General features: G+C 47.5%; 11 protein-coding genes. 7 read left to right on the top strand and 4 right to left on the bottom strand.

What is annotated here, in order from left to right:
- Nucleotides 1-66 precede the first annotated feature (66 nt).
- From HHL16_RS15270 to HHL16_RS15255, 4 genes are all read right to left on the bottom strand, one after another.
- Nucleotides 67-1509: a SusD/RagB family nutrient-binding outer membrane lipoprotein gene (locus HHL16_RS15270; protein ID WP_169426044.1), complete on the bottom strand. Its 1443-nt coding sequence runs from the start codon at nt 1507-1509 to the stop codon at nt 67-69.
- A gap of 10 nt (nt 1510-1519) precedes the next feature.
- On the bottom strand, nt 1520-4771 hold the full coding sequence (locus HHL16_RS15265; RefSeq protein ID WP_169426043.1) for a SusC/RagA family TonB-linked outer membrane protein: 3252 nt from the start codon (nt 4769-4771) through the stop codon (nt 1520-1522).
- Nucleotides 4772-5181: 410 nt separating this feature from the next.
- The gene (locus HHL16_RS15260) at nt 5182-6687 is read right to left on the bottom strand and encodes a hypothetical protein (RefSeq protein WP_169425026.1); all 1506 of its coding nucleotides are present in this window, start codon (nt 6685-6687) and stop codon (nt 5182-5184) included.
- Nucleotides 6688-7025: 338 nt separating this feature from the next.
- Nucleotides 7026-8609 (bottom strand): DEAD/DEAH box helicase, encoded by a 1584-nt coding sequence (locus HHL16_RS15255; RefSeq protein WP_169426042.1) that lies wholly within the window; start codon nt 8607-8609, stop codon nt 7026-7028.
- Nucleotides 8610-8984: 375 nt separating this feature from the next.
- Between HHL16_RS15255 and aspT the strand changes: the two genes are divergently transcribed.
- The 7 genes from aspT (at nt 8985) to HHL16_RS15220 (ending at nt 20039) form a co-directional block, all read left to right on the top strand.
- The gene (gene aspT / locus HHL16_RS15250) at nt 8985-10682 is read left to right on the top strand and encodes an aspartate-alanine antiporter (protein ID WP_169426041.1); all 1698 of its coding nucleotides are present in this window, start codon (nt 8985-8987) and stop codon (nt 10680-10682) included.
- Between the two features lie 36 nt (nt 10683-10718).
- Nucleotides 10719-11285: a sigma-70 family RNA polymerase sigma factor gene (locus HHL16_RS15245; protein WP_169426040.1), complete on the top strand. Its 567-nt coding sequence runs from the start codon at nt 10719-10721 to the stop codon at nt 11283-11285.
- Nucleotides 11286-11367: 82 nt separating this feature from the next.
- Nucleotides 11368-12435 carry a FecR domain-containing protein gene (locus HHL16_RS15240; RefSeq protein ID WP_169426039.1) on the top strand — a complete coding sequence of 356 codons (1068 nt, stop codon included), beginning with the start codon at nt 11368-11370 and terminating at the stop codon, nt 12433-12435.
- A gap of 6 nt (nt 12436-12441) precedes the next feature.
- Nucleotides 12442-16053 (top strand): SusC/RagA family TonB-linked outer membrane protein, encoded by a 3612-nt coding sequence (locus tag HHL16_RS15235; RefSeq protein ID WP_169426038.1) that lies wholly within the window; start codon nt 12442-12444, stop codon nt 16051-16053.
- 17 nt (nt 16054-16070) lie between these two features.
- Nucleotides 16071-17507, top strand: a complete 1437-nt coding sequence (locus HHL16_RS15230) for a RagB/SusD family nutrient uptake outer membrane protein (protein WP_169426037.1) — start codon at nt 16071-16073, stop codon at nt 17505-17507.
- Between the two features lie 20 nt (nt 17508-17527).
- Entirely contained in the window at nt 17528-18661 is a 1134-nt protein-coding gene (locus HHL16_RS15225) for a TlpA disulfide reductase family protein (protein WP_169426036.1), read from the top strand.
- 244 nt (nt 18662-18905) lie between these two features.
- Entirely contained in the window at nt 18906-20039 is a 1134-nt protein-coding gene (locus HHL16_RS15220; RefSeq protein WP_169426035.1) for a TlpA disulfide reductase family protein, read from the top strand.
- The last annotated feature ends 45 nt before the right edge of the window (nt 20040-20084 follow it).

Genomic DNA, 20084 nt, shown 5'->3' with positions numbered 1-20084 from the left:
CATACATAAAAAAGTGAAGGGCGCCACTTTCGGGACGCCCTTCTTCGTGTTTGAAAAGATATTTGCCTAGAACTTATCCCAGAACAGTTTAACATCTACTTTGTCTCCACCGATTGCTGCGGCAGCGGCTTTGTAGGCTTTGTTGTTGAGGGTTTGCTCATTGGATGGATATGTAAAGCGGGTGGGGAAACCAGACTTTGGAGAAGTTGGCGGAGCCAGAACGGGGAAGTCGAGTCTGCGAACTTCCGTCCAGGCTTCGAATCCGCGATTGTACATCGCCAGCCATTTCTGCGTACCGATCTTTTCTTTCCAGGTTCCGGTTGCTGTAGTATAAGCTACATCGGGTCTGGCGAGATAGATGTCGGCTTCTGCATCGGTTCCACCCCAGTATTTGATGCTGGCCCTGATCGCATTTTTGTAATGATCTTCAGCAGATCCGGCAACATTGTATCCTCTCTCTTTGGCTTCTGCACGGAAGAATTCCGTTTCAACATAATCCAGCAGCATCGATGGGAAATCGATGGCTACCATCTTGTTGCTTGCTTTTGCAAAGAGTGCGAACGTATTGGTTGAACCGTTTGTTCCTCCTACATATGCATTGTTGTCGTTTGGTCTGAAATATTGTTTCAGCCTGGGATCGCTCAATGCATTGAGTTTATCGATCATGGTAGCGCTGGCAATGAAATCCTGACGTTTGCTCTGCACCAGGTCTGTCCAGATAGGATTTTGGTTTGGTGTAGTGCTCTGGTATTTGAAGATGGCATTGTCTGCTACAGTAGCGATTGCTTTTGCATCTGCTGCTTCGACGGCTGCTTTTGCTTTTGCATCGTCCAGATCTGCAATCAGCATTGCCATGCGGATCTTGAGTGAGTTGGCAAATTTAGCCCACTGATCAATCTGATTGGCGAATGTGCCGCCACCATACACGAGATCCTGATTGATGTCGAATCCTTTCTCTGCCGGATTGAGTGCAGCAATGGCTGCATCGAGTTTTGTGAGCAGATCAGAGTAGATGGTTTTTGCATCATCGTACTCAGGGAAGAGATTGTTTACATCGAGTGATTGAGAGTAAGGCACATTACCATAGGTGCTTACCAGAACAGACCATGCGTACACCTGCATGATATCTACAATGGCTGCCTGATTGGTTTTGGTACCAGGTGTTATGCCGGCTGTAGATGGAATGAGGCGTTTGCACTCTTTGAGGTCGGACAGTACATCTCTGTAGAGCGTTGTCCAGAAACGACCCGGAATATTTCTGGTGAAGAAATCGTAGTTGGGTTCGTCTGTGTAGGTAGTGGTTGTCCAGTGTTGAACTACCAGCCTGTACACGTTGGTATTTACGTTGCTGCTGGTGAGCACATCGGTGAGGTTGCGCACTGCATTGGAAAAGAGAGGAGCAGCAGGCACCTGAGATGGCGCTTTGGTCTGCTTGTTGTAATCCTCGATATTCTTTGTGCACGATGCCATGCTCAATGCAGCTATCGACAATATTGCTAGTTTTTTCATTGCTGCAGATTTAGAATTTCAGTTTAAGATTCACGCCAATTGTGCGGGTGGTGGGATAAGCACCACTCTGAATACCCTGAGCATTACCTGCTGTGAGGTTCTCTTCAGGATCTGCATATGGCAGGTTCTTGTGAATGATCCAGAGGTTTCTTCCGATGAGCGATACATCGATTGCTTTGAACACTTTTGTTTTTTCGATGATCGAATTCGGAAGTGAATAAGTGATATTCATTTCTCTCAGTTTCACATAGCTGGCGTCGTATACGAAATTCGCAGCCGGATTGTACGTGTATCCGTAATAACCGGATTTGATGTTCTCCACTCTCTTGGTATTTGGTTTGCCGTCGGCTGTTACACCGGGAACAATCAGACCACCACCTTCAGACAATGGCGCACGTTTTGGCTTGCCGAGGTCGTTGTCTCCAACTGTTTCAGCAAGCACACCTGTTGCAAGGCCATAGTACATATCGAGTGAGAATACATCTCCGCCTTTACGAATATCGATCAGGAATCCGAGCGAGAAATTCTTGTAGCGGAAAGTGTTGTACATACCACCTGTCCAGTCGGGATTCACATTTCCGATCACGTTGTTGGTGGTGGTAGTTTGTACATAGTATCCATTTGAACCAACGAGCTTCTCGCCGTTCGCATGGCGCTCCCATGTTTTGCCCTGAATGGTGCCGTAAGGCTGACCAACAGTAGCATTGACGGTTACACCACCCTGGAATGAACCGATCTGCAGATTGGATGCACCTTCGTTGAGCGACTCAACAAGGTTTCTGTTGCGGGTCCAGTTCAGGTTAATATTCCAGCTGAAGTCTTTGGTTTTGATGGGCGATCCGAACATGCTCAGTTCCCATCCTTTGTTTACGATTACACCGGCGTTTACATATTTGGCAGTGTAACCGGTAGAAGCTGAAGTGGTAACCAGACTGATCTGGTTTACGCTTCTTGTATGATAGTAGGTAACGTCGAAGCCTACACGGTTTTTGAGGAAAGACATTTCCACACCAATTTCCTTGCTCTTTGTTCTTTCAGGCTCCAGGTTCTCGTTGGCCTTGTTGTCTGGAAGAGAGAACATAACAGCGTTCTGGAAGTTGGTATTTCTGTCGTATGAATTGTTGGTGGCACCTACAGGAGCACTGTTGCCTACTTCTGCATAGTTCAGTCTCAGCTTACCCAGCGAAAGCCATGGAGCGTTGATGAAATGAGAGAACACGAAGCTCGATGAAACAGATCCGTAGTTGTATGCATTCTTCTTAGCTGCAAGCGTGGAAGAACGGTCGCGGCGGAACGATCCATCCAGTGTGAGGAACTCTTTGTAGGTAAGGGTAGCATTCGCGAAATAGCCGTCCACTGCTTGTTTCTGCGATTGCTCAACCGGGTAAGCGATCGGATAGAGCGAATTCAACAGGAAGTATCCTTTGTCTTCTACCAGACCGCCATTGGTGATGGCGTAGCTGCTCTGCACATTGTTCCTTCTCAGGTTGGTTCCGATCACTGCACGGAGGTTGATGTTGTCTGTAAGGTCTTTGTTCAGGTTGGCCATCAGATCGTAGTTGTACTCCTTGAAGGTTCTCTCGAAACGGCTGTAAGACGATACAGAAACGCTTCCCACTGCAATGCGCTCTTCTTCGAGCTCTGAATAAGAATCGAGCGATACGCGGCCCAACAGGTTCAGCCAGTCTGTTACATCATAGCTGAGGCTGGCGGTTCCGAAGTAACGGAGACGGGTATCGGTCTGATAATTCTCGTTACGGATAAAGTATGGGTTGTCTGTGTAGATAGGGTAGAGACCATCAGCCTTGGTGGGATCAGCCCAGTTCCAGGTGATGTTTCTGCCTGTTCTGTAATAGGCATCTTTCAACTCTTTTACATCAACGTTGGTTTGCCACCACTGGCGGAAACTCTGGTTGATATTGTATTTGCTGTAACCGGTACCATAGCGGCCTTTACCATCGATCTTACTGATGTTGAGGTTGGCAGTTACGGTAACTTTATCGGTTGGTTTGTAAGAAGCACCTAAGTTGATGAGGTTCTTCAGCAGGCGGCTGTTGGGGAGTACACCTTTTTCGTCGTTGCGGGTGTAACCCACTTTGAACAGCATTTTATCGCTGCCACCATCGAGGAATACGCTGTTGTTGGTGGAGATGCCTGTTTCGAAGAAAGTGGTAGGGTCATTGGCTCCTGCTACCCATGGCCTTGCCTGTTTGTAGTTGGCGCTGGTAGAGTCGAAGGAGGTCCAGTCGTACACTTTCAGATTGGGATCGAAGCGTGCGCCGTAAGAGGCATCTTCGGTAGTAGGCACAATCAGCGCTTTGGTACCTGTTCCGAATGGATCTCTCCACCAGAACTGGGTATTGGGCGAACCGTCTGCCGTTTTGCTGTAACCACCCTGCTGATAGCCGGCACCATATTCTCTCTGGTATTTTGCGTAGGTGTTCTTGTCGATCTTGCCGAATGAAACACCTGAGTTAACCACAAGCCCCAATCCTTTTTTTGCCTTTTTGGTGGTGATCAGTACCACACCATTGGCTGCGCGTGAACCGTAAAGGGCTGTGGAAGCGGCGCCTTTCAGAACTGTGTAAGTCTCAATGTCATCAGGATTAATATCAGCTGCGGCATTACCGTAATCGTAGCCGCCACGACCATTGGCCTGGTCGTCCGATGTTGTTCTTCCTTTGTTCGATCCGTTGTTGTTGGAGTTGTCTACAGGCACACCATCGATCACAAACAAGGCCTGGTTATTGTTGAGCAGCGATTTTGTACCACGCACTATTACGTTGGTACTCGCACCCATGGCATTACCTTGTCTGATCTCAACGCCCGATACGCGGCCGGAGAGGGCAGAAGCGAAGTTGTTGCCACGGCTTTGGGCTACTTCTGCTCCTGATACCTGTTGAGCGGCATAAGGAAGCGTGTTCTTGCTTCTGCGAATACCCATCGCAGTTACAATCACTTCCTGCATGGATTCGTCTGTACGTTTTAATGAAACGGAAACATCTGTTTGTTCTCCCAGCGTGATTTCCTGCTTTGCATATCCTACAACATTGATCACCAGTACATCTCCCGTTGATGCGGTGATAGTGAAATTGCCTTGTCCGTCTGCAGTGGTTCCTTTTTTGGAGCCCTTGATCTGCACGGAGGCATTGGGAAGGGGATTGTTACTCTCGTCTGTAACTCTACCCTTGATCGTCCGGTTTTGTGCATACGCCAGCGTTGCGCATAGCAAAATGCACAAGGACATTAGTAGACTTCTCATGACCTTATTTTAGTTTGGTAAATAAAGAAGCATTACCCACAGCATTGGGCAATGCGGGTTTCGAAAAGTTTTCAGGCTTTTAAAATTTAACCGATAATGATGTTTGATTTTGGGTGAAATGCTGAGGGAGGGAATAGCAGCAGTTCATGCAGATTCAGGCAGCAGCTATCGCAGCAATAATTGGGTTTTCTCATGTGACTTTAGTTATGTGTTCCGGTACCAAGTTAAAGACATAATTACTTTTTTGTGATTTTTTTTTGCAAAAAAATTTTACACTGATCAACGTTTACGCAGTAATCGATGCCGAACGTACATTTTATGACTACTGATTTGCCTAATGCAGAGAGCGTTGCATATGCAAAAAAAAGAGCGCACATAAAGTGCACTCTTTTGAATGTTGAAACAGTGTATTATTTTTTCTTTTTGCCCTTGGCATTCAGTCTTAACTCCCTGTCTGTCTTGATGTTCTGAATGGCCTGAATGTAACGCTGGAGCTTGTTTCCGCCGATGCTGATATCGGGTCCGGGCACCGGTTTTCCAACAGTATCGAGCAGAAAACTCATGTCGGTGCCAAGCTGCAATTGTGCTACGCCATGGCATCCCTGACATCCTCCCATGCTGAGTTTTTTCCCCATATACACAATGTTGTTGCCGCCATCGTGCGGCGTATGAATACCGCTGCCGCGGAAGTCGCCCAGTGTTTGATCGGACTCCACTACATAGTTGGCTAAGAAGAAACTGAAGGATCTTGAGTCGTTGGTGGGATTGCCCTGTACACCGGTGAGCCGGTAATATTGCCAGATCGAATTGGGATTTTGCAGCTTCAGCAGTTTATGCGCTTCCGCTGTAGATGCATCTGCAATGGCGGGGATTGGATGAAAACGCGGATAGTTGATCATCAGTCCAAGACTATCCCCTTTGCTTCCCAGCAGCTGATAACCCATATTGCTTTTCTGTACATCCACATGCTCGAAAGTTGCAAATACAAAATTGGGATAGTTCTTTGTTTTGTGAATGATGTGCAGGCCAATGAGCAGATAAGTCTGATTGAGCGAAACAGTTACGCCATTCGACGCTTTTTCAAATATCAGCACCTTTCTTCTGAAGAACTTAGTAGTATCATCGTTAGGTGTTATAGGGCGCCATGCTGTTTTCACTTCAATGGCTCCGTCGTAAGTGCCGGCATTGCCGGGTTTGGGCGTTCCGCCGCAAGGCAGTACCACCACACGTTCTGTATAATCGAGATTGCAGTTGAGCAACGGAGCACCGGGATAATAGCGGTTGTATTTCTGCAGGTTGTCGGCTGTTCTTGTTGTGGCTGCAAGCAGACTGTCTTTTGTTGGATAGTTGGTGCGGATATAATCATACTCATCTCTGTTGCATTTCGCCTGATACAACACCTGATATTTTTTACCGTAGGTATTGGCGAATGCATAGAGATCGCAGGAACCGATCTCGTTGTTCTCATCGAGACAATGGAACACCTGCGTATCCGTATGCGGAAGCGGAAGAGGCGGTGTGCCGAAATCATAGAACGGCCTTGCATCGAATGGTTTTATCGGATTGTTGAATGGACGAAGCTCCGTTCGGTGCGCATACGTTTCCCATACCAGCGGCGTTGCGGGGAATGGACTGGGATCATTGGCATAATTCCAGCCAAGGGCCGGCATGCCGCGCTGCGACTGCGTTACGTACCAGGTGGAATTCCAGTTGAGCGAAAAGAATTCACTCCACGCAAATGAGCAAAGCTCTTCGGGTGTGGATTGATTGGTAGGAAGATCCTGCGGTACAGCTCCTCTGAATTGTATGTTGAACTGAAACGGCGCTTTGTCTGCACCGTCCGCTTTTTTTACAAAGCTGCTGACGAATAATCCGGCTGCAAAAACTATCGCCAGTGCAATGATGGTCTTTTTCATAGCATTGATATTGGTTAAGTAGTTTGAATTGCACAACAGATGCCTTCAGTGATCATAAAAAAAATCACTGTGTTGCATAAAGAATGGATACAGATAACAGGGAATAAAAATGGTACGGCATCCTGAGGATGATGCTACGTAATTCAGCGTCTTATGGAGAGGGGAGTTGTTTTTTGCGATGCAGCAGCAAGCTACAATAAGTTTCTTAAATATAAAATATTATTTAATATGTGTAACCGCAGTTGCAGCGGGCGATTGCCGGGGTACAGCAACAAAAAAAGCTGCATAACGCAGCCTTCTTTGTTGAGTATTATTTGAATAAGTTCTTTGATGAATGCTTATCCGTTATGGTTGTTCCGGGATTGATTGTTTCCCCTGAATCCATTTCTGTTTTTGTTGTGCTGATTGAACGGTTTGTTTGCCGTGTTCGTGTTCTTCTGCGAAGATTGCTGGCCACTTCTCTGTTGCTGGCCATTCGATTTGTTCCATTTGTTCGATGCCTGATTCATCATTTCGTTTTCAGCATCGAGCAGTTCCTGCCAGGTTTTAGGACCATTGTCCTCCAGCTGCTGATGGTTTGCCTGCTGTGGCCTGCGCTGTTGATTGGGTTGCTGAAACTTAGACTGGTGCTGCTTTGGCTGATTATGCTGCCTTTGCTGCGATGGTCTTGCACCCTGGCCGTTGCCTTGTTGCTTTCCTTTCTGCTGCTTGTTTCTGATGTCTCTTGTGCCGGGCTGATTCTTAGCGAATGCAGGGGCGGTGGAAACTGTTTCTTTCACAATAGGAGAACCGAATTTGAAAGGATGATCTTCCACTACAGGCACTGATTTTTTGATCAGCTTCTGAATATCGCGGAGGAACTCTTTCTCTTCATGATCGCAGAAGGAGATGGCGAGTCCGCTTGCACCTGCTCTTCCCGTTCTTCCGATTCTGTGCACATATGTTTCAGGCACATTCGGCAGATCGTAGTTGATTACATGCGATAACTCTTCCACATCGATACCACGCGCGGCGATATCGGTTGCTACCAGCACACGGATCTCTCTTTCTTTCAGCAGCTGCAAAGCACGTTGCCTTGCGGACTGCGATTTGTTTCCATGAATTGCTTCTGCACGGATGCCTGCATTTTCGAGAGCCTTCACAATTTTGTTGGCGCCATGTTTGGTGCGGCTGAATACGATGCTCGCTGATATCTCAGGATTCTGCAGAATATGCACCAGCAATGAGTTCTTATTCTTCTTGTCTACAAAATACAATGATTGCGCTACTGTTTCTGCTGTAGACGCAACTGGTGTAACCTGCACTGCAACCGGGTTGCGGAGAATGGTATCAGACAGCTTTCTGATCTCTGGCGCCATGGTGGCTGAGAAGAAAAGCGTTTGCTTCTGTGCAGGTGTTCTGGCAATTACTTTTTTAACATCGTGAATAAAGCCCATGTCGAGCATGCGGTCTGCTTCGTCGAGTACGAGAATCCTGATCTTGCTGATATCAACAATACCTTGCTGCATCAGATCCATCAGACGGCCCGGTGTAGCAATCAGTACATCGGCGCCTCTTCTGAGTTCGCTTACCTGTGACTGTTGTGATACACCGCCGAAGATCACTACCTGACGGATATTGGTATATTTTCCGTATTCTTCAAAGTTCTCCTGGATCTGCAATGCCAGCTCACGAGTTGGTGTAAGCACCAGTGCACGGATACCTTTAACAGGTTGAGTGGCTTTTTCCTCTGCCAGCAACTGAATTACCGGAATAGCAAAAGCGGCCGTTTTACCGGTACCTGTTCTTGCACAACCAAGCACATCTTTCTGTTGCAGTATAACGGGGATAGATTGTTCCTGAATTGGTGTGGGTTCAGAATAACCCTTGGCTGCCAACGCCTTCAATATAGGCGCTGCAATAGCTAATTGTTCGAATGACAATGATGTAAATTTAAAATGAATAAAGATGGTAAGCTGCCGATGCTAGCGGCACATTACCCGCTTACGATCTTTCCTTGCCGATGTTGAATGAAATCAAAGTGGGACTTAACAGGAGGGAGATTGTAAAAATCGTTGCAAAGATAGGGCTATTCTGCCGAATGCCCGCTCTGATGCAGTTCCCAGGCTTTTCATTCAACGTTTTTAAGTTTGCAGAACCGCTGTAATGCAGTACCACACCCGCTTTACAGTCGCGATAAAATATTTGTTAATAATATTGGATAAAAATGTAATTTGTTGATAATTACACCGGGCAGCCCTGCCGGCATCCCCTTCGCTCTCCCCTGACCGTGGCATTTTCAACTAAATCACTCACACATGGAATGGCTGAAAGAAACGCTTCGGCACTATCCGGAAATTGCCGTATTCTTTACACTCGCTGTTGGCTTTTATATTGGTAAGATCAAAATCGGCAAGTTCACATTGGGAACTGTAACGGCTGTATTGCTGGTAGGCATTCTGGTAGGGCAATGGGATATTCAGTTAACAGGTTCCAGCAAAGCCATTTTCTTTTTGCTGTTTCTGTTCTCGATGGGATACAGCATTGGTCCACAGTTTTTTCAGGGACTGAAAAAAGATGGATTGTCGCAGGCGCTCTTCTCCGCCGTTATCTGCATCAGCAGTCTTGCACTCGGATATGTACTTGCGTTGCTTTTCGGATTTACTCCCGGTACAGGAGCAGGGCTACTATCCGGTGCCAACACCTGCAGCGCCATCATTGGTGTGGCAGGAGACTCCATCAGCAAACTCGATATCACGGAAGGACTGAAAAAAGAGTGGACAGACCAGATCGCTGTTGCCTATGCAGTCACCTATATTTTCGGAACAGCAGGCACTGCCTGGTTTCTCTCGGTGATCGGCCCGATAATACTCGGCGGTAATGTTGCTGAGAAAGCCAAAGAGCTCGAAGCCGAAATGGGCACCAGTGGAGAAGAAGGAGAGAACATCACTACAGCATACGATCGTGTTGCATTCAGAGCATACACCGTTACTAAAGAATTATTCAAAGAAGGAATGACGGTACGTGGTCTGGAAAATTATATGCTGAACCGGCATAAGCCGCTCTATGTGCAACGCATCAGAAGAAAAGGAGAAGTGATAGAAGTGAGGCAGGATACCGTTATTCAGCAGCACGATGTGATTGCTGTAAGTGGACAAAGAACGCAGATCGTAGGTGCTGAAGAATATCTGGGAGAAGAAGTGATCGATCCCGAATTGCTGAGCTTCCCCATCGAGGTAGTGAATGTAACCGTGTCGAAGAAAGCTATTGTTGGACATACCCTCGCATCCTGCAGACGGAATGATTTAGTGCATGGAATCGGCATACGCAAATTGCTGCGTTCGGGCATAGAGATGCCGGTAACCAATCGTACCACACTGGAGAAAGGCGATGTACTCGAACTGGTAGGTGCGAAAGAAGATCTCGATAGTGCTGTGAAAGCCATCGGATACAAAGAGAAATCAGGTATCGAAACTGATATCGTGTATGTAGGTCTCGGCATAGTACTTGGCTCGCTGTTTGGGGCACTCACGGTAAAAGCAGGCGATATTCCGCTCAGCATCAGCACCAGCGGCGGATCGCTGATCGCTGGTTTGTTCTTCGGATGGCTGCGCACGCGCAGACCGGTATTCGGCAATATCCCTGCACCATCAGTTTGGTTGTTGCAGAAACTGGGATTGCATATGTTCATTGCAATTGTAGGCATTTCGTCGAGCAGCGGATTCATCAAGGGGCTGGAACAGGAAGGCATCAATCTTTTCATTGCCGGTGTTATCCTCAGCATACTGCCGATGCTGCTGGCGCTGTATCTGGCGCGATATGTATTCAAATTCCATCCTGCAGTTGCGTTGGGCGCCTGTGCGGGGGCACACGATGAATCGGCTGCGTTACTGGCCGTACAGGATGCCGTAAAAAGCAAGATCCCTGCATTGGGGTATACCGTCACTTATGCAGTAGCCAATATATTGCTCACTATCTCCGGCGCTATCATTGTGATGCTGTTGTATCATTCGTGACAAGTTTTCTTGTTACATTTACAGCCGCACTTTCACTTGGAAGCACTTTGGACAAATATCAGCACTGGCGAAATTTCCGCATATGAACAGCTGTACATCAGCCTGTACAAGCGGTTTTTCAATTATGGCAGAAAATTCACAGCCGATATTCCCATGCTCGAAGATGTATTGCAGGAAGTATTGCTCACAGTATGGATGCAGCGTGAGCGCATCCCTGCACTGCAAAACCCGCATGCCTACTACTTCGCCAGTTTCCGGAATGCGTTGTTCGCCCGGCTGAAGCAGGCGCAGAACATGATGCCTGTGGCGAGTGTTTCGGAAGAGATCGACTTCTCAGCAGATCATTTCATCATCAATAAAGAATGGAATCAGGAGATGCAGCAAAACCTGCTGCGTGCCCTGAATTCACTCACACCGCGCCAGCGGGAAGCCATATACCTGCGTTTCTATGAAGGCTTCTCCTATGCCGAAGTTGCTGTTGCACTGGGCATTACAGAGAAAGCCACTTATAAGATCATGGCCCGGGCATTGCTCCAGCTCAGATCTACCATGAACCTGCCTATACTCACTGTACTGCTGCTATTGAGGCAGTTGCCGGTGTAAGGCCTTTCCTTCCCAAAAAATTCAAAAAAAAACTTTGCCGGCGGTGGGGTAATCCTTTCCGCTGCTTACTCATTCTGTTTGTATGCAGGATCATGATCATTTTTCTATGCAGGATTTTCTCTGTGATGAAGCGTTTCAAAACTGGGTATTGCATCCCGATGCTGCCAGTGATGCTTATTGGGAACAGTGGATGGAACAACATCCGCAACAACGGCCTGCCATATTTCAGGCCAAAGCTTTTCTGCGCGAACTCCGCTTTGTGCATCATTTGCCGGAAGAAGGAACTGAAGAGCAATCGCTGAAACAGGTGTTGCTGCGGATCGAAGAGATTGAGCGTGCGCCTGTGACCCGACCAGCATTAATCCGACGGATATTCAATATGTCACTTTCCGGAAAGATTGCCGCAGCCTGCCTCTTTGTGTTGCTGCTGGCCGGCTATTTTCTGTTCATACATCCATCCCGAAACGAAAAACCGCAACAGTTTGCTACCAGCTTTGGGAAACAGCAACAGCTTACGTTGTCCGATGGATCGTCTGTTGTACTCAATGCAAATTCATCCGTTACACTGAAGAAACCGTGGTCGGACAATGTACCGAGAGAACTCTGGCTCACTGGTGAGGCATTTTTCAAAGTAGTGCATAGAAATGCCGACTCAACACAAATTCGCGAAGCAGACCGTTTTCTGGTTCACACCGATGATCTAACCGTGGAAGTGTTGGGAACAGCATTCAATATCCGTAACAGGAGAGGCAAAACAGAAGTGATGTTGCAGCAGGGAAAGATCAGTGTGCGATTCAACGACAGCTCGAAAGCTCCTGTGGTACTGCGTCCTGGTGATCTGCTGGTGTATGATCCGGCAGAAAAAGAAATTTTGCAGCGCACTGCTTCTCCTGAAAAATATGTGGCCTGGAAAGAAAAGAAACTGCTGCTCGAAGATCCTTCTGTAGCGGCCATCATCGCTTATCTCGAAGATAATTACGGTGTAACGATCCGGCTCGACGATCCGCAACTTGCCACCAGAAAGATCGAAGGTCCCATTCTGCTCGATAACCTGGAGGATCCACTTTTCATTCTCTCCACTGTTCTGAATATCGACATCCAACGAAACGATTCGCTGCTCATATTTAAAACCAAACCAACTAAACACTAATTGCTGATGAAGACTGCCTGCTCCAGATTACTGATACCGCTATTGCTGCTTTGTGGCCTCGGATCAGATCTAGCTGCCATTGCCCAACAACGGGCCGTTCCACTCGCCGATGCAATACGGCAGGTTACCAAAACCTATCATGCACAGTTTGTGTATGACGAGCAATTGTTCAGTGGAAAAACCACTGACGTGCAATTGCCAGCTTCCCCTAAAATGCCTTTGGAAGAAGTTCTGAAGAAACTGCTCTATCCGCATGAGCTGGTATTTCTTTATGTGAAACCAAACTATTACACCATCGTTCCTAAAAGCCAGGTTGGTGCTTACGTGCAGATTAGTGCGCAGCCGCAAAATGCAACTGCAGCCGACATTTTATTGCTGAGCAGATCTGTGAAGAACGGATCAGGCCAGCCATTGGAAAGTGTGTCTGTAACCAATCTCAGCACTGGTAAATCCGTAGCTACCGATCGCAACGGAACGTTTACCATCATGGCCGCACCGCAGCACCAGATTCAGTTCTCACTCGTAAGCTATCTTACAGAAACGCATACTGCTGCATCGATAACAACAGCTGGTGTGGTGATGACTGAAAAATCGAACACACTCACCGATGTTGTGGTTACGGGGTATCAGACCATCTCGAAAGAGAGAAGTGCCGGAGCTTACGTGAAACCGAATATGGACATCATTAAAGACCGATCCGGAAGCATGAACGTGCTTCAGCGGCTGGATGGGCTGGTTCCCGGCCTTGCTGTGAACAATGCGCCATCCGCATCACAAAACCCATTGCTGATCCGCGGTCTCAGCACCATTGGATTGCCGGACCCCAACGCTTCTTCGCGTTACATCGCTACAGACCGTAATCCGCTCTTTGTTGTGGATGGCATTCCCATGGAGGACCTCAGTACCATCAATCCGCAGGACGTTGCAGATATTACTGTTCTGAAAGATGCCACTGCCGCCTCTATCTGGGGCTCTCGTGCCTCCAATGGTGTTATTGTGGTGGTTACCAAACGGGGTAGCCAGCAGGAAAAACTGAAAGTGCAGTATGATGGCTTCGTCAACTTTCAGGGCAGACCCGATCTGGATTACATTCCAACACTGAACAGCCGTCAGTTCATTCAGGCCGGACGGGAAGCCTTTAATGATGTGCTCAATCCCTGGAATAAAATTGCTGCCTATCAAAGTACTGCCAGCGCAGGTGTGCCGGTTCACGAAAGGATCCTCTACGACAGTGCCCGTGGCATCATCAGCAAGGAACGTGCAACCGCGATGCTCGACAGTCTCGGCGGCATCAGCAACCTGCAACAGATCAAAGACCTTTGGTACAGGGATGCCTCGCTGATGAACCATACCCTTTCGATGTCTGGCGGGGGACGTATCTGGAGTTTCTACGGATCGCTTGCTTATACCGATACACGCTCCAACAGACCGGGTGAAACCAATGATGCATGGAAGGCTTATCTCCGGCAGGACTTCAATTTCAACAAAAGAATTTCTGCCTATCTCATCACTGATCTCAGCACTACCAGCACAACTTTCAAAAGAAACATCAATGTAGACAGCCGCTTCTATCCCTATCAGTTGTTCCGCGACGCCAATGGCAATAATCTGAGCATGCCGTACATGCAGATATTGTCTGATTCTGTGCTGCAGGTATTTCAGAACAGAACCAAAATCAATCTCGATTACAATCCATTGGATGAATTCAATTATGGTTACACAAAAGATGAAGTGCTGAACAATCGCCTGATCGGTGGAGTAAGTATCAAACTGTTGAAAGGATTGAAGTTCGAAGGTACTTACGGCTTCATCAAATCTGCCGGCAGGACCCGTCGCTACGATGATATCAAAAGTTACGGCAGCCGTGTTGAACTGGCTCAATTCACGGTATCGCCCAATGCTACATCAACCCCTGTGTACTATCTGCCCGCAAACGGAGGCAAGTACACAGTAACAGGAACCACCAGCCGAAATTATACCATACGCAATCAACTTGTTTACGACAATGCCTGGAATAACAGGAAACATCAGCTGACCCTCCTGGGAGGACAGGAAGCCCAGGAACAGCTGATGCAATCCAATTCAAATACAGTAAGGGGATACAACGAAACCCTGCAAACCTATGGCCTTGTCGACTACCTCACGCTCAATTCAGTGGGGCTCAACAATCCGGTAATGCCCAATAACGGCAGCAGCAAAAGTGTGCTCAGCAACGACCTGTACCGCGAATCGGAAGCACTGGGCCGCATCACCAGCTGGTATGTGAATGCCGCTTACACCTTCAACAAAAAATATGCGCTCAATGCCAGCTGGAGGATCGACAAGAGCAACCTCTTCGGATTCGACAAAGCTGCACAGAACAAACCTGTATGGAGTGTGGGAACCAAATGGCTGATGAGTGAAGAAACCTTCATGAAAGATATTCAATGGCTCGACCGCCTGAATATACGTGCCACTTATGGCATTACAGGAAACTCACCAAAGCCGGGTACAGCCGCCTCTTTCGATATCCTCGATGCGGTGAAGAATTCACTGATGCCGGGAGGTGTAGGGCTTCGCATCGGTACGCCTGCCAATGCAAGCCTAACCTGGGAAAGCACCCGCAACTTCAATGCCGGCGTAGATTTTGCCATCATGGACAGCCGCATCAGCGGAAGCATCGACTGGTACATCAAAAAAACAGGCAATCTTATCGGCGAACTTCCTGTGAACGGATTTTCGGGTTATTCGAGTGTGGTAGGTAATTTCGGAAATCTCCAGAACAAAGGGATCGAGATAAGCCTCAATACCGTGAACGTCAGCAACCGGAATTTTAACTGGTCAACCATCTTCACGCTCGGCTATAATAAGAACACCATTACGCAGATGAACAATATGGCGGCCCTGAAAACCGGACTGGACCTTATTCAGAGCCGGTTCCTCACCGGATATGATGCCTTTGCCATCTTCGCCTACCGTTATGCAGGCCTCGATACAGCCGGCGATCCGCAGATTATGCTCTCCGACAAAAACATCACCAAAAACAGAAATGCTGCAAAGAAAGAAGATGTGGTTTTCAAAGGAACTTACCAACCCAAATGGACAGGAGGACTTTCCAATCAAATCGGCTGGAAACAATTCTCACTCACCATTAATGCCGTATACAATCTTGGGCATGTAATGAGAAGGGATGTGAACAGGTTCTATGCAGGCAGGCTTGTTGGCCCCAATAATATGAATGCCCTGGGTTTCACCAACCCGAATCCTCATGCAGAATTCGATCAGCGATGGAGAACGAAAGGAGATGAAGCATATACGAATGTTCCCCGCTACATGCAGCGAACCGATCTGAACCTTTCATCCAGAGATACCGACTACTACCGTTATGGAGATATCAATGTGCTGGATGCTTCTTTCGTGAAGCTGCGGGATATCACACTTGCCTGGAGTATTCCTGAACAACTGATGAAAAGGTTCAGGGCAGATGCGCTCACTTTCCGGTTGCAGGTGTCGAACATTATGCTCTGGAAAGCCAATGATGCAGGTATCGATCCTGAATTCCATGATCCCTTCAATGGAACGCGGGTACTGCGATCTAATCAGGGAACTATTACCATCGGCGCTCATCTCAGTTTCTAACAGCAAAATTCTGAACAATGAAATGTAAAAAAATCTCAACATATCTCTGGCTGCTGCCGGTAGTGCTGGCACTGGCTTCCTGCAAAAAATCTTATCTCGAAGTAAGTCCCAAAGGCAAACTGATTGCAGGGGCAGTGGCAGACTACGATCTGCTGATCAATAATCTCGATCTGATGAATATCTCCGCCACATCACAGGTATTGATGGGCGATGAAATGGCTGCGGTAGATCCGCATTTCAGTGGAGCAGATCCCGGTACGCAACGTCGGTTCCGATGGGAAAAAGATATTTACGAGATCAATGAAGATGCAGCAGAGATGCAGCCTATGAAAAGCATCTATCTCTACAACAAGATCATTACGGAACTGCCGGCAGCTACCGGAGGGCCTGAAGCGCTGAGAACAAAAGTAATGGCAGAGGCAAAGGCAATGCGCGCCTGGACTTACTTTCTGCTCATCAATTATTACGGCAAGCCCTATTCCGCTCAAGCTGCATCAGATCCCGGTTTTCCGATTGTGACTGATGCACGTGTAACCGATACAAAATATACACGGGCTTCCGTGCAGGCAGTGTACGATATGATAGTGAAAGATCTTAACGATGCCATTCCTGACTTGCCCGTAAAAACTGCTCACAGATTGCGAATGAGCCGTGGTGCCGCGGAAGGATTGCTGGGAAAAGTGTATGTGTTCATGGGCAAATTCTCCGAAGCGCTGCCATTGCTCACTTCAGCATTAAGCAGAATGGCAGAGGCAGAAATTCCGGTGAAACTGATCGACTACAATGCTGGCTTTGCGCCGGGCGGTATTTTTCTTCCCATCAATTTATTTGGGCCATCCTTTCCGTTGAACACGAGCAATGAAGAAAATGTTTTCGTGAGGCAGTTTTCCAACAACTGGTCGTTCATTAATTCGGAGATGGTTATCACAGATGCGATGGCCGATCTGTATGCACCGTCTGATCTTCGGCTTCGATTCTTTTCCAATATGCCCTTTCCCAGCGGGGCAGCCTATCCAGGAAAGATGCTGAGAAGAATGGGCCCCATTGGTGTGCAGACCGGAGTGGTAGTACCGGAGCTTTACCTGCTGAGTGCAGAATGTAAAGCGAGGCTCGACGATCTGCAGGGAGCTGTAACAGACTGCGAACAGCTTCGCAAAAAAAGAATGCCGGTTGCTGACGCGCCTGTTCCTCCAACTGTTGCAGCAGATAAGATTTCACTGGTGAAATTTATTCTGGAAGAAAGGCTGCGCGAATTCTCCTGTATGGGGTATCGTTGGTTTGATATGCGCAGGCTCTCTGTGGATGCCTCATTCAGCAATACTGTTGGATACACGCACACGCTGTTTCAGGCGGATGGCTCTACCAAACAATATACACTTCGTCCGGAACGCATGGTACATCGGTTTCCGCAGAAACTGATGGATCAGAATCCTGGTATGGAAAACAATCCCTGAATCATTTAACAAGCATACTCATGAAAAAGCAACTGATTGCATCCTGTGCATTGCTGATGGTATTTCATCTGGCAACCGCACAAAATCCCTTTACCATTAAAGGAAAACTCTCAGACATTCAACAACCGTCCAAAATGATGCTGACCTATCGAAAGAACGGGCAGCGAACTGTCGATTCGGCCTTGATCACCAAAGGCAGTTTTATGTTGAAAGGAGACCCAGGCAGTGAACCGGTAATTGCTACACTCACTGTAAAATCACTCGATGATGATGGCAGCTGGTCGGTACAAAAAGTAAGGCTCACCGATCAGCAGGATCTCTTTCTCGCGAAAGGAGCTATCAAAGTGAAAGGAAAAAAGATGAAGTCTGCCACCATCACCGGAGGCGACTCTCAAAAGGAATTCAACATCCTGCATCAGCGCACTGCTACGCTGGATGCAATGATGGCCCCCCTTGTAGATTCTTCCCTGAAACTGTACGCAGCAGGAAAATCTAATGAAGCACCCGGCCTGGGCGTCGCCGTTCGTGAGATCCGCAGCAAGATCAATGCAGAAGAGGAAAAATTTGTGAAAGACTTCCCCGATTCTTATGTAAGCCTGATGCTTGTTGAAGAAAGAGCTTCCATCATCAGACCTGCTTCTTTCGAGCCGCTGTATACTGCACTCAGTGCACGATTGCGCAACACAGAAAAAGGAAAGAAGATGGGCGATAAACTGGCTATTGCAAAGAAGATCGATATTGGTCAGCCTGCCATTGCTTTCACTCAAAACAATCAGCATGGAGAGCCTGTTTCGCTGGCATCACTCAAAGGGAAATACGTACTGATCGATTTCTGGGCCAGCTGGTGCGGTCCTTGTCGTGCGGAAAACCCTAATGTGCTGAAGGCATACAAGAAATTTCACGACAAGAATTTCGAGATCATCGCCGTTTCTCTGGACGAAAAGAAAGAGCCTTGGCTGGCTGCCATCGAAAAAGATGGTCTTCCCTGGATCCATGTGAGTGATCTGAAAGGATGGAAGAATGAAGTGTCTGTTGCGTATGGCATCACGGCTGTACCGCAGAGTTTTCTGCTCGATAAAGAAGGAAAAGTGATTGCGAAGAATCTTCGTGGAGAAGAATTGGAAGCCAAATTGAAACAGCTGATAGGAGAATAAATAAATGTCATAGGAAGCAGAGCCTGTTGCATATGATGGCAACAGGCTCTGCCTTTTTCAAGACTCAGAATATTTTTTCGTTCCGGTATTTCCGCTTTTATCGGTCCAAAATAACCGTTGGTATAATTGAGCCTCCTTTTGGTACGCTCAGGCATTTTTATTGCTAAATTTATAACGATGCACCGTGTTGGTGACAACACCTGCATCAGCGGAAAAAATCCCTGAACATTCTAATTGGATACTCATGAAAAAAACTGTCATCATTTCCTGCTCGCTGCTACTGGCCTGCGGCGTGGCCATTGCACAGCAACCATATGTAATAAAAGGACATCTCACCGGTGTTACCAAACCCTCCAAAGTAAAACTGAGTATCATAAAAGGCAGCCAGCTCGTTGCCGACTCGGCCATGGTGGAGAATGGAAAATTCGAACTGAAAGGAGATGTGGGTCCAGAACCTGCGAGAGCCATCCTCACACTGAGATCGCAAAATGCCGATGGCAGCTGGACTTTACCCAAAGACGCCAAAATCGACAGACAGGAACTTTATCTTGAAAAAGGAACATTCACCATAAAAGGCAAACTGCTGGAAGATGCCATCATCACCGGCGGCAAAACACAAAGTGATCTGGCACTCCTCAACAAAAGATTAGCTGCCGGCAATGCAGTATTGAAGCCACTTACAGACTCCATCGTTTACTACGAACGCAACAATCGAAAAGAGGACGCAGAACGCCTCCTGCCTGCGTTTCAGGCCGCGCGTAAAGAACGTACAGCCATTGAAACAGCCTTCAGCAAAGAGTTTCCCGATTCTTATCTCAGCCTGATGATTGTAAAAGATCAGGGCTTCATCATCGACGTACCCGAATTTGAGCCGCGGTTCAATGCACTGAGCGAACGCGTGCGCAATACGGGTGAAGGAAAGAAATTTGCAGAGAGACTCGCTATTGCAAAACGGACATCTGTTGGTCAGCATGCGATGGAGTTTACGCAGAACAATACCAAAGGCGAACCTGTATCACTTGCTTCGCTTAAAGGAAAATATGTGCTCGTCGATTTCTGGGCCAGCTGGTGCGGGCCTTGCCGTGCGGAGAATCCCAATGTAGTAAAGGCGTACAAAAAATTCCATGAAAAGAATTTCGAGATCCTGGCTGTGTCGCTCGATGATAAGAAAGAGCGCTGGCTCGAAGCCATCGAAAAAGATGGACTCACCTGGATACACGTAAGTGATCTGAAAGGATGGAAGAATGAAGTGGCCGAGTCGTATGGCATCAAAGCAGTACCTCAGAATCTGCTGCTGGACACAGAGGGAAAGATCATCGCCAAAAACCTGAGCGGTGAAGAACTTGAAACCAAACTGAAAGAAGTGCTGGGGCAATAACCCATCATTCTTATCAAACTTTCAGAAATGATATACAGCCTGCCG

The sequence above is a fragment of the Pseudoflavitalea sp. G-6-1-2 genome (assembly GCF_012927185.1).
Lineage (GTDB): Bacteria > Bacteroidota > Bacteroidia > Chitinophagales > Chitinophagaceae > Pseudobacter.
This window is presented reverse-complemented; position numbering and strand designations above follow the sequence as displayed.

Coding starts and splice junctions, on each gene's coding strand:
- HHL16_RS15270 (WP_169426044.1), bottom strand. CDS start 1,509: ATGAAAAAACTAGCAATATTGTCGATAGCTGCATTGAGCATGGCATCG.
- HHL16_RS15265 (WP_169426043.1), bottom strand. CDS start 4,771: ATGAGAAGTCTACTAATGTCCTTGTGCATTTTGCTATGCGCAACGCTG.
- HHL16_RS15260 (WP_169425026.1), bottom strand. CDS start 6,687: ATGAAAAAGACCATCATTGCACTGGCGATAGTTTTTGCAGCCGGATTA.
- aspT (WP_169426041.1), top strand. CDS start 8,985: ATGGAATGGCTGAAAGAAACGCTTCGGCACTATCCGGAAATTGCCGTA.
- HHL16_RS15240 (WP_169426039.1), top strand. CDS start 11,368: ATGCAGGATCATGATCATTTTTCTATGCAGGATTTTCTCTGTGATGAA.
- HHL16_RS15235 (WP_169426038.1), top strand. CDS start 12,442: ATGAAGACTGCCTGCTCCAGATTACTGATACCGCTATTGCTGCTTTGT.
- HHL16_RS15230 (WP_169426037.1), top strand. CDS start 16,071: ATGAAATGTAAAAAAATCTCAACATATCTCTGGCTGCTGCCGGTAGTG.
- HHL16_RS15225 (WP_169426036.1), top strand. CDS start 17,528: ATGAAAAAGCAACTGATTGCATCCTGTGCATTGCTGATGGTATTTCAT.
- HHL16_RS15220 (WP_169426035.1), top strand. CDS start 18,906: ATGAAAAAAACTGTCATCATTTCCTGCTCGCTGCTACTGGCCTGCGGC.